The following is a 19422-nucleotide window of genomic DNA, read 5'->3' as shown; positions in this document are numbered from 1 at the left end:
ATAGAAAAGATGGATGGCGCCAGGCTTTCTCAGCGTTCGGGGCAGTTCGTGCCCAAGAGAATGCTGCCACGAATACGGCATGTCGAGGCCTTGGCGTCTTACCAGCCGCCGCCGCCGCCACCGCCGCCGCCAGAGCCGGAAGACCCTCCGCCGCCTGAAAAGCTCGATGACGAGGAACTGGGCGGTGCCGGAATGGTCGAGGCAATCGTGGAGGCCATGGAGGAGGAAAATCCGCCGATCCGGTCGCCAAAGCTGTTGTAGTTGCCATTATACCAAGTCGGCGCATAGGCCGCAGCACCGGCAGAAGCGGCGGCAAGCCACGTCTCGAACGCTTTGCTCCAGGGCTTCTCCACACCGAGCGCCACTGCATAGGGCAACAAAGTCTCGAAATGCTGCGGCGACATCTGCGGCGCGCCCTGCATGTTCATGCGGTCTTTCTCAGCCACGGTAAGGTAAAGCCGTAAGCCCTCGATCGCATCCATCAACTGCCGGCCAAGCGGTGTCGGCGCGCCCATCACGAGAACGAAGAGCACATTCAAAAGCACGATGAGCGCCAGCGCAACGACCGCCAACGTGTTGGCATCATGGACGTGATCGAAAAAGATGCGGCCAACGACGCCGGCGATCAGCGAAAAGATCAGAAAGCCGGAGATGGCCATAAAAACGATGCCGCCAAGGCGTGAGAGGACGCCGCGTCCGCGACGGCGCTGTTTGCCGTAGATGGTGGCGCTGACGGCAAAGAACACCGCCGCCATCGACAGCGAAATGATGGTACCGATATCGCCTTCATCGAAACTGCCAAAGATCAAGGCGGCGACGATGACGCCAAAGCTGAGGACAAGTCCGCCGACGATATAGCCGCTATTGCTCCTGTAATATTTCCCGCGATGCTCTTTCTCGATGGACGAGCGGAAATCCAACCCGACTTTCTGTACCGTCTCGCCATTCGCCTTGTCGATCGTCAAGCTATTGCCGGGAGCACCGATGGAGGACAGCAGTGTCCGTTGACCGACCGGCAAACTGTTCTCGATCTTCTTCTCCGTGCGGCGAATGATCAGGCCGTTCTTGAGATCTTCGATCGTGACGAAGCCTTTGACCGCCAGATCGAGTGCCGTGGCAGACAGCGCAGTCCAGCCACCGTCTGCAAAGCCGCGGCCATCGACGTAATTGACAAGCGCAGGCGACAGGCCCTCTGGCGGATGCCAGCGCGGCACGATCACGCCCGCTGCCGGGTCGCGACCAACGGCCCCCCATGCTCTATAGTAATAGGCAAGAACGATCAGCAGACCGAGACCGGCGATGATAAGGGCGAGGCGATCGCGCAGCCACCATTCCCGCTGCTGCGAGGCGGAGGGTGCATCCAGCACACCCTTCGGCAGCTTCACGGCCACCGTCATGCCTTCGCCCGGATAGAAGGGGCGGGTGGAGGCGAAAAACACATCGTTGCCTTCGGTCAGGATGCGCGCGTCCTTGCCCGTGGCACCGAACTGGCCGGTGAAGACGGCCGTATCGCTGGGTCTTGCGCCTTCCGGCAAAGAGATTGTGGCGGAGATTTCGCGCATCGGAAACTGCCAGCCATTGCCGGTGACGTTCCAGGTCAGCTCGTCGTAGCTATCGAAATAGCGGATTTGCCGATCGGTGGTGTAGGTGATCTGGAAGATGTGCTCGCCCGTGGGAAGAGTGCGGTCGGCATTTCCGGTGTAGATGCGAATGCCGCCGTCGATGTTCTCTGTGTGCCAGTCTTCCGGCGCGCCGTCGCGCTCCACCGAGAGAACCTTGAAGCCGACCTTCGTCCGCTTGCCGTCCTTGTCGAGCGCATAAAGCGGAAAGTCGCGAAAAATGCCGCGCTTGATGCGGTCACCTTCAGCCCGTGCCGTGATGGCTTCCGTCACCGTCAGTGTCCCGTCTTTGGCGACATCGACGATGGAATGATAGGAGCTGATGAATTCTTCTGCGGAGGCAGGCAGTACCCATGCGAGCAAGAGGCAAAGCCCGAGAAGTCTGGCGAACATGGTCTTCACGTGCGATCTCTCCAGATGGTGTGTGCTTCTCGAGCCGATCCGTTGCGCCAAGCGCGTTTTAAACCGGCTTTTCCACTTCCCGATAGGTGACGCCAAGTGACGCCAGCGCCTTCCAATATCCCGGATAGGTCTTGCCGACGCAGGCCGGGTTCTGGATCGCGATACCGCTCGTCTTCAAGCCGGCCAGCGCAAAGCTCATCGCGATGCGATGGTCGTGGAACGTGTCGATTGAGGCATGAACCGTCTGTCCGGCAAGCGCCGGATCGGCATGAACGATCAAGTCGTCTCCCTCTTCATGCGCGAGGCCGTCCCTGATCTGATTAAGACCAAGAGAGAGCGCCCGGATCCGATCGCATTCCTTGACGCGCAGATTGGCAATGCCGACGAAGCGCACCGGCGTGTTGTTATAGGCGGCCAGCACGGCAATGGTGGGAATGGCGTCCTGCATCTGGCTGCCGTCGATTTCGGCGGGCAGGTTGGGGAACTGCGCCATCACCGCATGCGCTTTGGCATCCGGCTGGGTGAAAGCTTCGGCCGGCGTTCCGATATCGATCTTGCCGCCGGTCAGTAGCTCCGCCCCCCAGAGATAGGTCGCAGCAGATGCGTCGGGCTCGATGTGAAAATCCGTCGCCTTGTAGCCGGTCGGGTATACGCGCCATAAGGCATTGCTGACGCGCTCAACCTTGGCGCCGAAGGCTTCCATGGCGGCAACCGTCAGATCGATATAGCCTTTCGCGCCGATATCTTCTCCGGCCAGAATGATGTCGAGCGGCTGCGCGCCGCAAGGGGCGGCCATCAGAAGCGCCGAGACATATTGGCTGGAAAGATTGCCGTCGATCGTGACACTGTCCCTGGTGAAGCCTCGGCCATTGCCGTTGACCGTGACAGGCGGGCAGCCGGTCTCTGCTTCCGCCTCGATCCCCAAGGCTGTCAGTGCGTCCACCAGTGGCTTGATCGGACGCTTGCGCATATACTCGTCGCCATCGACGACGACCGTGCCGTTTACCGATGCGACCGCCGCTGTCAGGAAGCGCGTCGCCGTGCCGGCATTGCCCAAGAAGAGCGGCTTTTCCGGTGCGGTGAGAACGCCTGAGCTCTCAACCACGAAGCTTGTCGCGTCCGGCTCCGTCACTATCACACCCATCGCCCGCAAGGCTTCCGCCATGTAGAGCGTGTCGTCGCTTTTCAGCGCGCCCGTCAGTCTGCTCGTACCTTTGGCAAGGCCTGCCAGAAGCAGCACACGATTGGTGATGGATTTGGAGCCGGGCGGCTCAACCTTGCCGAAAAGCGGTTGGCCGGGCGGGGTGATGGTCAGTTCGATCATGTCTTTATCGTCTTCTCGCCAGCAGACTGGCTTTCAAGTCTCAGAATTTCACGGTGGGAACGGCGCGATCCGCCTCGTTGGTGATTTCGAAATAGGGCGCTTTCGAAAATCCGAATTGGCCGGCGATCAGGTTGGAAGGAAAGCTTTCCACCTTGACGTTGAGGTCACGCGCAGCACCGTTGTAATAACGGCGCGACATCTGGATTTCGCTTTCCAGCGTCTCAAGCGAGCGCTGCAATTCGACGAAATTCTGATTGGCCTTGAGGTCAGGATAGGCTTCTGCCAGAGCAAAGAGCTTTCCGAGAGCCTGACCGAGCAGGCCTTCCGCCTTGGCGCGCCCCTCAACGTCACGGGCAGGCACAGCCTGCGCCTGGTTGCGCAGGGAGACGACCTCTTCAAAGGTGCTTTTCTCGTGGGCAGCATAGCCCTTCACCGTTTCGATGAGATTGGGGATAAGGTCGGCGCGGCGCTTCAACTGCACGTCGATGCCGGACCACGCCTCTTCCTTCATCTGCCGCGCTTTGACGAGGCCGTTATAGGTGAAGACGACATAGAGCGCGACAAGCGCAACGATGGCCAATGCGGTGAACATGCAAGCTTCCCCCTCACGAAATCCGGCGAGCCGCACCCATCAGACGCGCCCCGCTTCACCACCTGACTGTTCAGCGCAAGAACAAGAAGACCTGGATCGATCTTCGTCACGTCGCGCTTAAAGGCGTCAGGCCGCCTTGTTCCAGTTCAAACCACCGGCATCCGTCATCAGGAAGGCTTCACCGCAGGCCTTTGCCAAGGTGCGTACCCTCAGAATATAGCTCTGACGCTCGGTCACCGAGATTACGCCGCGCGCATCCAGAAGGTTAAAGACGTGCGATGCCTTGATGCACTGATCATAGGCGGGAAACACACATTTGTGCAGCATCTGGTTGGCGTTGTCGCCGGGTGCACCGGCGGCCAGAAGCGCTTGGCACTCCTTCTCGGCATCGATGAAATGGCGATGCAGCATGGCGGTGTCGGCATATTCGAAGTTATGGCGGGAATATTCCTGTTCAGCCTGTAGGAAGACGTCGCCGTAGGAAATCTTGTCCTCGCCTTCGCGGCCATTGAAGTTCAGGTCGTAGACATTGTCGACGCCCTGGACATACATGGCGAGGCGCTCGAGGCCATAGGTTAACTCACCCGCAACCGGCGAGCATTCGATGCCGCAGACCTGCTGGAAATAGGTGAACTGCGACACTTCCATGCCGTCGCACCAGCATTCCCAACCGAGACCCCAGGCACCCAGCGTCGGGCTTTCCCAGTCGTCCTCGACGAAGCGCACGTCATGAAGCAGCGGATCGAGACCGATCGCCTTCAGCGAGCCGAGGTAAAGCTCCTGGAGGTTGGAAGGGTTCGGCTTCAGAATGACCTGATATTGATAGTAATGCTGCAAGCGGTTGGGGTTCTCGCCATAGCGTCCATCAGACGGACGCCGGGATGGCTGCACATAAGCCGCTTTCCATGGCTTCGGACCAAGCGCACGCAGTGTCGTTGCCGGATGAAACGTACCCGCACCCACTTCCATATCATATGGCTGCAATACGGCGCAGCCCTTGTCCGCCCAGTAATTATGCAGCGTCAGGATCAGCGCCTGAAAGGAACGCTTGGGGTTCATATGGTCTGGAACGTCGGTCATTGCGGTCATCTTGGGTCAAGAGAGGATAAGTAAGGACTTACTTCGATTGCGGACAGGTGCCATGGCAAGGGTTGCGGGTCAAGAACTTCCGTCACGCTGTAGCGGGAGAGCAGAGTACCGTCTCGCGACGCTCGTTCCGATATTTACATTGTGCATCTGTCGCAAATTTTGCTAGCAGAGGCCAACCGAAAAATCCGAACCCGAATATCTCTGACACCGGAAAACCAATATGCCCGATCTTCTGCTTGAACTCCGCTCCGAGGAAATCCCTGCCCGTATGCAGCGGAAAGCGGCTGGCGATCTGAAGAAGCTCGTCACCGATGCACTGGTGGAAGCGGGCCTGACCTATGAGGGTGCACGCGAATACTGGACGCCGCGCCGCTCGACGCTGGATATCCGTGGTCTGACCGCACGCTCTGCCGATGTGCGCGAGGAGAAGAAGGGACCGCGCACCGATGCCAATGAAAAGGCCATCGAAGGCTTTCTGCGCGGCGCGGGCCTGAGCGATATTTCTGAGGCGCAGGTCGTCTCCGATTCGAAGAAGGGCGACTTTTACGTCGCGATCATCAACAAGCCGGGTCGCGCCGCCGAAGAGATCATCGCCGATGTGATGCCCGGCATCATCCGTACCTTCCCCTGGCCGAAATCCATGCGCTCCGGTGCTGCGTCCATGCCGAAGGGTTCGCGCTATGCCGGGATCGAAGGCAAGGGCTCGGAAAGCCTTCGCTGGGTGCGCCCGCTGCAATCCATCGTCTGCCTGTTCGGACCCGAGCACGACGAAACGCAAGTCATTGCCTTCGAGATCGATGGCATCGTTGCTGGTAATGTCACCTATGGCCATCGCTTCCACGCGCCAGACGCCATCACCGTGCGCCGCTTTGATGATTATGTCGCGAGCCTTGAAAAGGCGAAGGTCATTCTCGATGCGGAACGCCGCAAGGATATCATCCTGCATGATGCAAAAGACCTAGCTTTCGCCAATGGTCTCGACCTCGTGGAAGACGAAGGCCTGCTGGAAGAGGTCTCCGGCCTGGTCGAATGGCCGCAGGTATTGATCGGCACCTTCGAAGAAGACTATCTGCAGATTCCGGCCGAGATCATCCGTCTGACGATCAAGACCAACCAGAAATGCTTCGTCACCCGTCCGCAAGGCGCGGAGGAAGGTCTGTCGAACCGCTTCATCCTGGTGTCCAACATCCAGGCGAGCGATGGCGGCAAGGAAATCGTTCACGGCAACGGCAAGGTCGTGCGTGCACGCCTGTCGGACGCCAAGCACTTCTGGACGCGCGACCAGGGCGATCTGCCGGACCTCGAAACCTTGACGGACTCCGCGAAGAAATTCGACCTCGATCTCAGCAAGCCACTCGACCAGCGCATGGCAAAGCTCGACGCGCTGAACGTCACCTTCCACGCCAAGATTGGCACGCAGGGCGAGCGCGTCACGCGTATCCGCGAACTGGCAAAGCAACTCGCGCCCGTCATCGGCGCCGATGCCGCCCTTGTCGACCGCGCCGTGGTTTTGGCGAAGGCCGATCTGCGCACGGAAGCCGTCGGCGAATTCCCGGAACTGCAGGGTCTGATGGGACGCAAATATGCGCTCCTGCAGGGCGAAAACGAAAGCGTCGCTGCGGCAATCGAGGATCATTACAAGCCGCAAGGCCCGTCCGATCGCGTGCCGTCCGACAAGGTGGCCATCACCGTGGCGCTTGCTGACAAGCTGGATACACTTGCTGGCTTCTGGGCGATCGATGAAAAGCCAACAGGTTCGAAGGACCCGTTTGCACTGCGTCGCGCCGCACTCGGCGTCGTGCGCATTCTGCTGGAGCGCAGCGTTCGATTGCCGCTGTTGACGGTCATCAAAGACGCCGATCTTCTCTCCTTCTTCCATGATCGTCTGAAGGTCTATCTGCGCGATCTTGGCGCCCGCTACGATCTGATCGAAGCGGTGCTGACGCCGGACTCCGATGACCTGCTGATGGTCGCCCGCCGTGTGGAGGCGCTGACCGCCTTCATCACCGGTGAGGATGGCAAGAACCTGCTGGCCGGCACCAAGCGCGCGACGCAACTTCTGGCCGCCGAAGAAAAGAAGGGCACCGTCGTTGCCGATGGCGTAGCGGACGAACTCCTCAAGCTCGACGCCGAGAAGGCGCTTCATGCTGCAATTAAGACCGCCTCCGCCAATGCGGCCAAGGCTGTCGCGGCGGAAGATTTCCGCTCTGCCATGCAAGCGCTTTCCACACTGCGCGCACCGGTCGATACCTTCTTCAACGATGTTCTTGTCAATGATGAAGACGTCGCCATCCGCGCCAACCGTCTGGCGTTGCTCAAAGCCATCCGTGAAGCCACCGGCACGGTAGCAGATTTCTCCAAGATCACGGGATAAGAGGGTTCTGCGCTGATGACCTCCAACATCCTCATCAGCGCCTGTCTTCTCGGCCACGCCGTCCGATATGACGGCAAGGGCAAGCCGCTCCATCATCCCGCCATCGAGCGATGGCGGGATGATGGCCGTCTCGTGACGATCTGTCCGGAGATGGCAGGCGGCATGCCTGTTCCACGCCCTCCTGCGGAAATCGAAAACGGCGCGTCCGGTGTGGATGTGCTGGAGGGCAGGGCGCGCGTGCTGGAGATCACCGGTGCAGATGTAACAGACGCGTTTATTGCTGGGGCAAACAGAACTCTCGCCTTTGCCAAACAGCACGGCTGCGCCTATGCGCTGCTGATCGATGGAAGCCCGTCCTGCGGCTCGATCGCCATCTATGACGGGACGTTTTCAGGCGTCAAACATGCGGGGCATGGCGTGACAGCGGCCCTGCTGTTACGAGCTGGGATCAAGGTATTCTCGCATACGGATATCGACCGTCTCGACACCATCACCCAATAAAAAACGCCGGAGAAATCTCTCCAGCGTCTTTCAAATCAACCGTGCTTATCGCGATCAGCTTGCCATGCGCATCTGGTGCGCCATGCCGTGTAGCGAACCGGACTGATGCTGGGATACGCGGAAAGTACGGATCAGCGTCAGCAATTCCTCAGTATCATGCGCCAGTGCCTCGGCAGACGCCGTCGTTTCTTCGGCCATGGCAGCGTTGTGCTGCGTGGCGGCGTCCAACTGGTTGAGCGAAGAGGAGATGGAGCGCAGCGTCGTATCCTGTTCGGCAGCAGAGTGCGCAATCTTGCTCACGATGTCGCTCGCCGACTTGATCTGATCGGAGATACGCTTCAGCGCATCGCCAGCTTCACCGACCAGATGGACACCGTTCTGAACTTGATCGGATGAACGAGCGATCTGGGTTTTGATCTCCTTGGCGGCAGCGGCGGATTTTTGCGCAAGTTCACGTACTTCCTGAGCGACAACCGCAAAGCCCTTACCGGCTTCGCCTGCCCGCGCTGCTTCAACGCCCGCATTGAGGGCGAGAAGATTGGTCTGAAACGCGATATCGTCGATGACGCCGATAATCTTGGAGATCTCGCCTGCGGACTGCTCGATGCCGCTCATAGCGCCGATGGCTTGCTCCACGATCGTGTCGCTGCGGTTTGCATCACTGCTGATGGACATCACCCGCGTGGCCGCTTCAGTGGCGCCATCGGCGGTCTGGCGAACCGCGACGGTCAATTCGTCCAGCGCTGCGGATGTTTCCTCAAGATTGGCGGCCTGGCGCTCGGTGCGCTGCGACAGTTCATTTGAAGCCTTGCGAATTTCTTCTTTTGAACCGCCGATGTCGATGCTCTTGGCATTGACCTTTGCCATTGCCGCATCGAGATGCGAGATAGCCTCGTTGAAGTTCTTACGCAGGTCGGCATAGCGTGAACCCAGATCGCCGCAGCGCACCGTCAGGTCACCCGCTGCAAGCTTTTCCAGGGCTTCACCGATCGTCGACACAACCCGAGCCTGGAGCGCTGCTTCATCCCTCTGCATGTCAATATTGGTCTGGCGTTCGGCATCCAGTTGCAGTTGTTGTTCTTCCTGGTGCCTTTGCATGGCCTGGCGTTCACGCACCTTCTGCTGCAGCGCCTCAATCGCTTTTGCCATCATGCCCACCTCGTTTCGCATTTCGGTGTGGGGAATAGGCATTGAGACATTCTCGTTTGCCACCTCGCCCAAAGCCTGATGGATCTTTGTAAGCGGGCCCGTAATGCCCTTGATGACGTAGAAGGCAAGCGCGATGCCGAGACAGAAGACGATAAGACCGACGGAAACGGCGCCGACCACCGTGGCTCGAACCTGTGCCTGAAGGTCATCCACATAAACGCCCGTGACCACAACGACCTGCCATGGCTCGAACGCCATTGCGTAGGAGCTCTTGAGGAAGCCGTCGCCCTCCTGGCCGGGCTTCGGCCCGTAAAAGCTGGTTTCCCCACCGCCCGCGCGAGCCAGACGCACCAACTCGTCACGATAGTTGAAGCCCTGGGAATCCGGCTTGCCTTTGAAGCTTTGGCCTACACGGTTGGGATCGGGATGAAAAAGCATTTTGACATCGTAGTCATAGCCGAACATGTATCCGTCCGGTACGTATTTCATCGATGAGACGATCGTGTAAGCCTGACGTTGTGCATCTTCGCGGCTCAGCGATCCAGCTTTTTCCTTGTCGTAGAAGGACTGAAGAATTGCAATCGAAGACTGAACCTGTGTCCTCAACATATTATAACGCTCTTCGTAAATCGCGTTCACTGAGGATTTGATCTGGAAATAGGTCGCAAGGGTAAAAGCCGCCATCAGTGCAATGACAAGCAAGATCAGTTGCCGTGAAATTGGAATGTTCTTCATCGTCGCTCTCAATAAAGGGCGTTCCGTATCATCTGCCCTGAGACTAAATGTTCGTCATAGGGAAGCACGCGATCCAATTTCGCGGCTTCTTACATGAAGGAAATCTCACAAACAGCTTTAGAATTGATGAATGTTTAAATATACGCGCCGGATAAACGGGTTTTCCGGCGTTCAGACGTCAACTGTATCTTCTGGCCACAAGGCCGGCCACGACACAAGGTCACCATGGCGAAATCAATGCGAGGGACGTATCGACATCAAAGTGATGTTATCCAGTCCATCGGCACCTGCCAAAACAGGCTGGCGATTCTGGGTGAGCGAGGTATTCCCCTCGAGCGCGGTCTGGTCTTCTGCCACGTGAGGTGTGTACTCGGCAACAACCGCTTGGGAATGGTCTTGGGGAAGCCACACAGGATTGCTGCTGACGAAGGTGACTGGCGAGCCGCCGAGCCACGCTTCGGTCCGAACTGTCTCCTTGCGGCCAGCGACATCACGCGTGGAGATGCTTTGCGTTCCGCGCTTCAGAACAGCCTTCGTCACAACCCTGCCCGTCGATGGGATGGAAGAGCATGTGTCACAGGTGATGATCACCACGCTTCCATTCGAAGTCCTGGCGCCATGTAGAACCTCGATCGAGGATGCCATCGCCGTCCCGCCGATGAACATCATGCCCGCCGTCAAAAGAATTCTAAACATGTGCAACCCCGTAGCCCGCGGTCTGATCGCCGCTTTAAACAACGGCGATCCTACGGATTCTTCCTTTCCATCCGGTCACGATGTTTGGTAAAAATTGAACGAAAGGCCTGTTTCTAATTATTCTCACGCGCCACAGCCTGCCAACCGATATCGCGGCGGTAGAAGCCGTTTTCCCATTTGACCGCATCGGCTAACTCGTAGGCGCGGATATGGGCTTCGCTGACCGTGCTGCCGAGAGCCGTGACGTTGAGCACGCGCCCACCGGTGGCGACGAGTTGTCCGTCGTTGAGGGCGGTACCGGCGTGGAAGACCTTCGCGCTCGTGCTTTCGTTCGGAATGAGGGCGATCGGTGTGTTCTTGTCGTAAGGCCCAGGATAGCCTTTCGATGCCAGAACCACAGTAAGCGCTGGTTCGTCGCGCCATTCGGCGCTGACTTTATCCAACGTGCCGGTGGCAGTGGCATGGAGGATCGGCAACAGATCGCTCTTCAGCCGCATCATCAGCACCTGACATTCCGGATCGCCGAAGCGCACATTGTATTCGATGAGTTCCGGGCCCTTTTTGGTGATCATCAAGCCTGCGAAGAAGACGCCGGAGAAGGGGTTTCCGTCCTTTGCCATGCCCTCGATCGTCGGATCGATGATGTCGCGCATCGTGCGCTCAACCATCTCTTCGGTCATGACCGGGGCAGGGGAGTAGGCGCCCATGCCACCGGTATTCGGCCCAGTATCGCCATCGCCAACGCGCTTGTGGTCCTGGGCGGTGGCAAGCGCAAGCGCGGTCTTTCCGTCGGAAAGACAAAAGAAGCTTGCTTCCTCGCCATCCAGAAAGGCTTCGACCACCACTTCAGCACCGGCTGCGCCGAAGGCGCCGTCGAAGCAATCGTCAACTGCGGCGAGCGCTTCCGCTTCCGTCATAGCGACCGTCACACCCTTGCCCGCGGCTAGCCCATCGGCCTTGATGACGATCGGCGCACCTTGCTCGCGGATATAGGCCTTTGCGGGTTCGGCAGATCTGAAACGCTGATAGGCCCCCGTGGGAATGTTGTAGCGGGCACAAAGATCCTTGGTGAAGCCCTTGGAGCCTTCCAATTGGGCAGCGCCCTTTGAGGGGCCGAAGGTGGCGAAGCCTGCCGCGCGAAGATCGTCGGCAAGGCCTGCGACGAGAGGTGCTTCTGGGCCGACGACCACGAAGTCAATGGACTGTTCACGGCAGAACGCCACCACGGCATCATGGTCTTCGACACTGAGCGACACAATTTCAGCATGTTCGGCAATACCAGGATTGCCGGGGGCGGCGTAAAGCTTGGTCAGCTTGGGTGATTGAGCGATTTTCCAGGCCAGTGCATGCTCGCGTCCACCGGAACCGATCAACAGAACTTTCATGCTTGACACCCCTGTTTCCAATTTCCTGCGGCGTTAAGGGCAGGGGGCCCAAAGGTCAAGGCAAAAGGCGCCCCTTATGCGCTGCTTTTCTGTGGAGCCGTCTTGTGTCCATGTTGTCACGCCACAATCTGCCTCTATGGTCGGCCAGATTTCAAGAACAGTTTAGAGCCCCATATGTCCGTAGATAACGCCCGTCTCTCATCCCTTATCGCCTCCGAGATCAACGCCCGCGCCGAGCAGGTGAAGGCGGCGATCCAGCTTCTGGATGAGGGCGCGACCGTTCCCTTCATCGCGCGCTACCGCAAGGAAGTTACGGGCGGTCTGGACGACACCCAACTTCGCACTCTGGCAGAGCGACTGTCCTACCTACGTGAGTTCAACACCCGCCGCGCGACGATTGTCGAATCTATCAATGGTCAGGGCAAGATGACCGGTGACTTGATGCTGAAAATCATGCAGGCTGTGACCAAGGCTGAACTGGAAGATCTCTATCTCCCCTATAAGCCAAAGCGCCGAACTAGAGCGGAAATTGCCCGAGAGCGTGGCCTTGGCCCTCTGGCTGAAGCGATATGGGACAATCGCGCGGCCAATCCGACAGAGCTCGCTAAAGACTATGTGGTGGGAGAGGTCGCCGATGTTAAGGCAGCACTCGAGGGCGCGCGCGATATCGTCGCCGAGACCATGACGGAGAATGCTGAGCTCTTGAAACGGCTGCGCGAGTATATGCGCCAGAATGCCATGCTGCGTGCCAAAGTGGTAGAGGGCAAGCAGGCAACCGGTGAGAAGTTTTCCGACTATTTCGACCATGTCGAAAAATGGGCGACGGCGCCGGGGCACCGGGCGCTCGCCATGCTGCGCGGCTGGAATGAGGAGGTGCTGACGCTGACAATCGATGTGGACGCCGACGATCCGTCTCCCATCAAGCCGGCACACCGCAGCATTGCTTCCGCCTTCGATATCCGCAACGCCGGAGCTGCCGATCAATGGCTGATGGAGGTTGCGGGCTGGACCTGGCGCGTCAAGCTGTCCATGTCGCTGTCGCTGGATTTGATGCGAGAATTGCGCGAGCGAGCCGAAGAGGAAGCAATTCATGTTTTCGCGCGCAACCTGAAAGACCTTCTTCTAGCAGCGCCGGCCGGATCTCGTCCGACGATGGGGCTCGATCCAGGCATCCGTACTGGCGTCAAGGTTGCTGTCGTGGATGGCACGGGCAAGCTCGTCGAGACAACCACGGTCTACCCGTTCCCGCCAAAGAACGACATTCGCGGCGCACAGGCCGAACTCGCCTCGCTCATCCGCAAGCACGGCGTCGAACTGATCTCCATCGGAAACGGTACTGGCAGCCGCGAAACCGAAAAGCTCGTGGCCGATATGCTGACGCAGATCACTGGGCCGAAACCGACCAAAGTGATCGTATCGGAGGCAGGCGCTTCGATCTACTCGGCGTCCGAGCGCGCGGCGGCAGAGTTCCCTAACCTCGATGTTTCACTGCGCGGTGCCGTTTCGATTGCCCGTCGTCTGCAGGATCCACTCGCCGAACTCGTCAAGATCGAGCCGAAGTCCATCGGCGTCGGGCAGTATCAGCACGACGTCGATCAGGGCAAACTGTCGCGCTCTCTCGATGCGGTGGTGGAAGACGCGGTGAATGCGGTCGGGGTCGATCTTAATACCGCGTCGGCGCCGCTGCTTGCGCGCGTCTCTGGTCTTGGGAGCTCGATTGCCGATGCCATCGTGCTGCATCGGGATCAGGTCGGGCCGTTCGCCAGCCGCAAGGAGTTGTTGAAGGTGCCGCGTCTCGGCCAGCGCACCTTCGAGCAATGCGCAGGTTTCCTGCGCATTCCAAATGGCAAGGAGCCGCTCGACGCTTCATCCGTTCACCCGGAAGCTTATGATGTGGCAAAGAAGATCGTCGCCGCCTGCGGGCGCGACCTTAGAACCGTCATGGGTGACAGCGCTACTTTGAAGGCGCTCGACCCCAAGCGTTTCGTTGATGACCGCTTCGGCCTACCGACCGTCAAGGACATCATCGCGGAGCTGGAAAAACCTGGCCGCGACCCACGCCCGAGCTTCAAGACCGCGACCTTTGCAGAAGGTGTCGACGAGATCACTGACCTAAAGCCTGGAATGCTGTTGGAAGGCACTGTCACCAACGTGGCTGGCTTTGGCGCCTTCGTCGATATTGGCGTTCACCAGGATGGCCTGGTGCATGTCAGCCAGTTGGCGGACCGTTTCATTAAGGATCCACATGAGGTGGTGAAGGCCGGAGACGTCGTCAAAGTTCGTGTGGTTGAAGTCGATGTAAAGCGCAAGCGGATCGGTCTCACGATGCGAAAGGACGGTGGCGAGGCAGCGCCTCAGCCGATGCGCGAAAAGGGCAATGCCAACGCCATGCGCCACGCCAGCGCAAAGCCGAAGGACCGTGCGGAGCCTGCGCAATCCGGAGGCGCGTTGGCAGCGGCTTTGGTGGAGGCCATGAAGCGCCGCTGATTTACATAAAATGGCTCTTACCCACTGAGTAAGGGCCGTTTTGTTTCACGAAATCAATCAGTATTTTTGAAACTACCCCGTCTTGCAACTCTGGCGGAAAGAGATACGGTAACAGGCACTTGATAAGTGAGACTTAGCTTATTGGGGGTGATATGGCCTCGTCTCTGCATGCCTTGCTTGAGAAAATCGTCAAGACCGGCAACCTGCTCGTCACGGGTCCTGCCGGCCTCCAGTCCTTCGGAGACGGGCGCGGAGAACGCGTCGCGCTGAGTTTCACGGATGAGCAGGCGATGGAGGAGATAGCCGCCGATCCAGCGCTGAAACTCGCCGAAATCTATATGGAAGGCCGGATGTCGGTCGTCGAAGGCGACATCTACGACTTCCTGGCGCTTGTCAAAAGCAATACGCTCTCTGAAGCCTTGACGTTCGGCATGGTCTGGCGTGGTATGGCGCGCATCATCGCCTCGCGCATCAAGATGCATTTGCCCGTCAATCACAACAAGCAGAATGTCGCCCACCATTATGATTTAAGCGCCAAGCTCTTCGATCTCTTTCTCGATCAGGACTGGCAATATTCCTGTGCCTATTTCAATCCCCCTGACATCACCCTTGATGAGGCGCAGCTTGCCAAAAAGCGTCACATCGTTGCCAAGCTCATGCCGGAGCCGGGACACCGCGTTCTGGAGATCGGCTCCGGCTGGGGCGGAATGGCAATGTATCTGGCTGAAAGCTCGGGCGTTGACGTAACGGGTATTACGCTCAGTGAAGAGCAACTGCGCGTCTCACGGGATCGGGCAGAAAAACGGGGGCTGACCGATATCGTGCGTTTCCAGCTGCAGGATTATCGCTACCTCCCGCCCGATACGAAATATGACCGCATCGTTTCCGTTGGCATGTTCGAACATGTCGGACCCACCCATTACCGGGAGTATTTTCAGAAGGCGGCGGAGGTGCTGGAAAACGACGGCGTCATGCTTTTGCACTCCATCGGTCAACCATATCCGGCGCTCGCTACCAACCCCTTCATCGAAAAATATATTTTCCCTGGCGGATACATTCCCTCCCTGGCGGAAGTTCTGCCGGCCATCGAAAAGGCAGGCTTACTGGTCAAGGATATTGAAATCCTGCCGATGCACTACGCCCACACTCTACGCCACTGGCGTGAACGTTTCGTCGCTCGAAAGACCGATGCTCTCGCCCTTTACGATGAGCGTTTCTTCCGTATGTGGGAATTCTATCTGGCAGGCTCGGAAATGGCGTTCACGCACGAGAATTTCCACATCTTCCAGATCCAGCTTGCCAAACGTGGCGGTCTCGTGCCGGATAATCGTGATTACATCGCGCGCAACGAAGCGCTGCTGATGGAGTTCGAAAAGACGAGGGCACCGCTCGAGAAAGTCGTTTTCTGATCCCTGTCGGTAACAAGTCGCAGGTGATGATAGCCTTAACAAAAGCTTAAATCCGAGCTACCGCTTCACTTGCCCATGGGGTAGAAGGCTGGCATGGTTCACCATAGCGATCTTTCCGGCCGCGTTTCGGACGCGCCTTCCAACAATTGGGTCTATCGGATGTTGCCGAAGGCTCTCTGGCCCTATGCTCAGCTTGCCCGTTGGGATCGCCCCATCGGTTGGCAGCTTTTAATGTGGCCTTGTTTCTGGTCCGCCGCTCTGGCTGCCAATGCGGCAAAGCAGGTCGGTTCGTTCTCCTGGGGCACGCTGCTCTTCCATCTCTTCTTATTTTTCGCGGGCTCGGTGGCCATGCGCGGCGCGGGGTGTACCTATAATGATCTGGTCGATCACAAGATCGATATGGCGGTAACCCGCACCCGCTCCAGACCGCTGCCGTCGGGTCGCGTGACGCGAACCCAGGCCAAGATATTCATCGTGGCCCAGGCGCTTGCCGGGCTGATTGTTCTGCTTTGCTTCAACAGCTTTGCGATCCTGCTCGGCCTCTCGTCTATGATTTTCGTGGCGATTTATCCCTTCGCCAAGCGCTTTACCGACTGGCCGCAGTTTTTCTTAGGCCTTGCCTTCTCGTGGGGCGGGCTGATGGGTTGGGCCGCACAATTCGGCTCGCTAAACGCCGCGCCTGTATTGATTTATATCGCAGCCATTGCCTGGACCGTAGGATATGACACAATCTACGCTCACATGGACAAAGATGATGACGTAGCCGTTGGCATCGGCTCCACGGCTCTCCTGTTCGGAGATTGGACACATGGCGCACTGGTGGCGCTTTATGGCACAGCCCTTATATGTCTCGTTCTGGCGTTTGCGGTCGCGAATATTAACGCGCTTGGGTATGTCGGGCTCATAGCTGCCGCCGCTATGCTGTTTTATCAGGTGAGGGCTCTGGATATCGGCAACGTGGAAAAGTGCCTGGCTCTCTTCAAGTCCAATAACCGCGTCGGCTTGCTCGTCTTCGCAGGTCTGATACTGCCGCTAATTTTCTCATGACGAAAAGCCCGGACGCGGTGCGCGCGTGCCGGGCCTGCTTTCGTCCGCACTCGTAACGCCGGCTGAACAGCGGCGTTACGTGGATCAGGTGCGGGCGATGATTTCTTTGCCTTCGATCCGCATCGTCAGGCCGAGCGAACCGGTGCTACGACGTACGAGAAAGCGCGGACGTCGATCGGCGAAATAGGAGTGGCGACGGCGCGGACGCGTAGACTTCGTGCGCACATGGCCGAGATGATCTTCGAGAGGGCGGGCAACACCGTCGGCTTCTACCATCAGCATAGGGATATTGTACTTTTCCGACCAGCTGCGCCAATCAGCGGCGATGTCGCACAGATCGTGCGCCACCAAGAGCGGAATGCACAGGTCTGGATCGTCGTGATGAAGTTCGAGCGTGACCGTTACACCGCCATCGCCATGGTCGATCGCGCGGGCGGCAACACCCTTGAAAGCGCGTGCAGGCAGGGCGAAGGACAGCGGTAGACCGCTGGAATGAAGAACCTTGCGTAGAACGGCGCCGCGCTCATCGAGCGTGATGGCGACATCCGACGAACCATTGCTGTTGCCATAGGTCAGCTGCTGCGGGAACCGCGTCGGATCGAGCCGGAGAGTTGCGCCTGCCCATTCGGGCTTCAGAACGGTGTTGTTCATATCATGCTATCCTTGTTTTACCTGAGAGCCGTTTCATGGCCTCGTCCGGGACTTTTCGTCCTCTGATAGGTGGAAGATAGCCAGCGCATCTTCGAAACAGCTTAAAAATCGAGGTTAAGAAAACTTTGCATTCCCAAATGGTTAGCAAAACCCAGCCGCGTAAGGTTTCGGATTCCTGAATTGGGACGATCGTGCATTATCCGGCGCACGGACCGCACGGATCGACGAAGTGTTTGGAAAAACACCAGGGATCGGCCTGAGCGCATTTCCGCAAATGCACTTCAACAGGTGTGAAGGAAGGGGGCAATAGCCAAAGCTGGCGCGGCCAAAAATGAGCGTGGAGACGCACTCCACAGCATCAAAATACAATGCTCAGCTTGAGGGTGATAGAAAGTACGACATGCGAGAAGGATGCGGCTTCATCTGAAGCGTTTCAGGTTATGCGTCGCCGCTTCGACGCCGGTCAATGCGGCAACAACAAAGACACAGAGCATTATAGACGATCGCGTGATCGCTGCACATGCCCTAGGAAACGACAACCTTGCCGGGATTCATGATGCCTGCCGGATCGAAGGCTGTTTTGATGCGGCGCATCAGCTCCATCTCGATTGCCGGGCGGATGGCCGCCAGCTCGTCTCGCTTCAATTGCCCGATGCCGTGTTCCGCTGAAATCGAGCCACCGAAAGACAGAACAATGCCGTGGACGATCTCGTTGATCTCTCTCCAGCGGGCGAGGAAGGCGCTCTTGTCGGCACCGACCGGTTGGGAGATGTTGTAATGGATGTTGCCATCGCCCATGTGCCCGAATGCGCAGATACGCGCATCTGGAATGGCGCGTAAGACGGCGCTTTCCGCTTCGTCCATGAAGGCCGGAACATGCGAAACCGGAACCGACACGTCATGCTTGATGGAACCGCCTTCCGGCTTCTGGGCGTCCGACATGCTCTCGCGCATGTGCCACAGCGCCTGACGCTGGCTCTCGGACGAGGCGATGACGGCATCCTGAACGATGCCTGCCTCAAAACCCTGTTCCAATAGGGTTTCCACCATCGTCTGCGCGGTGCCTGCCGAGTCGGAGCTTGAGATGTCGATCAGCGCATACCAGGGATGCGGCGTTTCGAGCGGATCGCGCACGCCGGGAATGTGTTTTGCGGTGAATTCGACGCCGATGCGAGGCATGAGTTCGAAGCCGGTTAATGCAGAGCCGCAAAGAGTGGATGCGCGCTCGAACAGTTTGAGCGCATCCGCTGGCGACTTGAGACCGGCAAAGGCGACCTGATGGCCAAGCGGTTTTGGAAAGAGCTTTAGCACCGCGCCAGTGATGATGCCGAGCGTGCCTTCGGAGCCGATGAAAAGATCACGCAGATCGTAACCCGTATTGTCCTTCTTCAGGCGGCGCAGGCCGTCCCAGATCTCGCCGGTGGGCAGAACGACTTCCAGCCCCAGGCATAGTTGGCGCATATTGCCATAGGCCAGCACCGCAGTGCCCCCCGCATTGGTGGCAAGGTTGCCGCCGATGCGGCACGAACCTTGCGAACCGAGTGAAAGCGGAAACATCCGCTCAACCTTCTCGGCTGCCTTATGAACCTCGTCCAGGATGCAACCACCATCAACAACGATGACATTGGCGACGGGATCGATATCGCGAACCCTGTTCATGCGGTCGAGAGACAAAATGACGTCGCTAGCGCCACTGCGGGGCGTCTGACCTCCGACCAAACCGGTATTGCCGGTCTGGGGTACGATAGCCGTGCGGCTCTCGCTGGCGAGCTTCATGATGGCTGCGACCTCCTGCGTCGTGGAGGGGCGCAACAGAAGTGGAGAGGTGCCGTGATACAGCCCGCGGTTCTCGACAAGGTGGGGCGCGAGATCGGAAGCCTCACGTAGCGCATCTTTTTCACCGACGATGGCTGCAAAGCGAGACATCAGTGCGTCGGGCAAGCTTACAGGCGTCATGATCAC

General features: G+C 58.4%; 14 protein-coding genes. 5 read left to right on the top strand and 9 right to left on the bottom strand.

Annotated elements, in window-relative coordinates:
* Nucleotides 1–98: 98 nt before the first annotated feature.
* The 4 genes from QZ862_RS17235 to QZ862_RS17220 all read right to left on the bottom strand — a co-directional run bounded on the left by QZ862_RS17235 (nucleotide 99) and on the right by QZ862_RS17220 (nucleotide 5026).
* Nucleotides 99–2021, bottom strand: coding sequence for a DUF2207 domain-containing protein (locus QZ862_RS17235; protein WP_296101139.1), 1923 nt, complete (start codon nucleotides 2019–2021; stop codon nucleotides 99–101).
* Nucleotides 2022–2079: 58 nt separating this feature from the next.
* A complete protein-coding gene (locus QZ862_RS17230) occupies nucleotides 2080–3345 on the bottom strand; it encodes a 3-phosphoshikimate 1-carboxyvinyltransferase (RefSeq protein WP_296101138.1) in 1266 nt (421 codons plus the stop codon).
* Between the two features lie 40 nt (nucleotides 3346–3385).
* Nucleotides 3386–3937, bottom strand: a complete 552-nt coding sequence (locus tag QZ862_RS17225) for a LemA family protein (RefSeq protein ID WP_296101137.1) — start codon at nucleotides 3935–3937, stop codon at nucleotides 3386–3388.
* A 126-nt stretch (nucleotides 3938–4063) separates the two neighbouring features.
* On the bottom strand, nucleotides 4064–5026 hold the full coding sequence (locus tag QZ862_RS17220) for a glycine--tRNA ligase subunit alpha (protein ID WP_162686424.1): 963 nt from the start codon (nucleotides 5024–5026) through the stop codon (nucleotides 4064–4066).
* A gap of 220 nt (nucleotides 5027–5246) precedes the next feature.
* Here QZ862_RS17220 and glyS point away from each other — a divergent pair, with 220 nt between their 5' ends.
* Nucleotides 5247–7400, top strand: a complete 2154-nt coding sequence (gene glyS / locus QZ862_RS17215) for a glycine--tRNA ligase subunit beta (protein WP_296101136.1) — start codon at nucleotides 5247–5249, stop codon at nucleotides 7398–7400.
* 15 nt (nucleotides 7401–7415) lie between these two features.
* Nucleotides 7416–7901 carry a DUF523 domain-containing protein gene (locus QZ862_RS17210; RefSeq protein WP_296101135.1) on the top strand — a complete coding sequence of 162 codons (486 nt, stop codon included), beginning with the start codon at nucleotides 7416–7418 and terminating at the stop codon, nucleotides 7899–7901.
* A 54-nt stretch (nucleotides 7902–7955) separates the two neighbouring features.
* Here QZ862_RS17210 and QZ862_RS17205 read toward each other — a convergent pair whose 3' ends face one another.
* The 3 genes from QZ862_RS17205 to purD form a co-directional block, all read right to left on the bottom strand.
* A complete protein-coding gene (locus QZ862_RS17205; RefSeq protein ID WP_296101134.1) occupies nucleotides 7956–9785 on the bottom strand; it encodes a methyl-accepting chemotaxis protein in 1830 nt (609 codons plus the stop codon).
* 234 nt (nucleotides 9786–10019) lie between these two features.
* Nucleotides 10020–10481, bottom strand: coding sequence for a plant virulence effector HPE1-like domain-containing protein (locus QZ862_RS17200; protein WP_296101133.1), 462 nt, complete (start codon nucleotides 10479–10481; stop codon nucleotides 10020–10022).
* A 113-nt stretch (nucleotides 10482–10594) separates the two neighbouring features.
* Nucleotides 10595–11866 carry a phosphoribosylamine--glycine ligase gene (gene purD / locus QZ862_RS17195; RefSeq protein ID WP_296101132.1) on the bottom strand — a complete coding sequence of 424 codons (1272 nt, stop codon included), beginning with the start codon at nucleotides 11864–11866 and terminating at the stop codon, nucleotides 10595–10597.
* 174 nt (nucleotides 11867–12040) lie between these two features.
* Here purD and QZ862_RS17190 point away from each other — a divergent pair, with 174 nt between their 5' ends.
* From QZ862_RS17190 to ubiA, 3 genes are all read left to right on the top strand, one after another.
* Nucleotides 12041–14353, top strand: a complete 2313-nt coding sequence (locus QZ862_RS17190; protein ID WP_296101131.1) for a Tex family protein — start codon at nucleotides 12041–12043, stop codon at nucleotides 14351–14353.
* A 152-nt stretch (nucleotides 14354–14505) separates the two neighbouring features.
* On the top strand, nucleotides 14506–15762 hold the full coding sequence (locus QZ862_RS17185) for a cyclopropane-fatty-acyl-phospholipid synthase family protein (RefSeq protein WP_296101129.1): 1257 nt from the start codon (nucleotides 14506–14508) through the stop codon (nucleotides 15760–15762).
* Between the two features lie 93 nt (nucleotides 15763–15855).
* Entirely contained in the window at nucleotides 15856–16809 is a 954-nt protein-coding gene (gene ubiA, locus QZ862_RS17180; protein WP_296101128.1) for a 4-hydroxybenzoate octaprenyltransferase, read from the top strand.
* An 84-nt stretch (nucleotides 16810–16893) separates the two neighbouring features.
* Here ubiA and QZ862_RS17175 read toward each other — a convergent pair whose 3' ends face one another.
* Both QZ862_RS17175 and QZ862_RS17170 read right to left on the bottom strand, forming a co-directional pair.
* On the bottom strand, nucleotides 16894–17460 hold the full coding sequence (locus tag QZ862_RS17175) for a DUF6101 family protein (RefSeq protein ID WP_296016712.1): 567 nt from the start codon (nucleotides 17458–17460) through the stop codon (nucleotides 16894–16896).
* Between the two features lie 525 nt (nucleotides 17461–17985).
* The gene (locus QZ862_RS17170) at nucleotides 17986–19416 is read right to left on the bottom strand and encodes an FAD-binding oxidoreductase (protein ID WP_296101127.1); all 1431 of its coding nucleotides are present in this window, start codon (nucleotides 19414–19416) and stop codon (nucleotides 17986–17988) included.
* Nucleotides 19417–19422 lie beyond the last annotated feature (6 nt).

Origin of the sequence: uncultured Agrobacterium sp., assembly GCA_913777615.1 — a bacterium.
Taxonomy (GTDB): Bacteria; Pseudomonadota; Alphaproteobacteria; order Rhizobiales; family Rhizobiaceae; genus Agrobacterium.
This window is presented reverse-complemented; position numbering and strand designations above follow the sequence as displayed.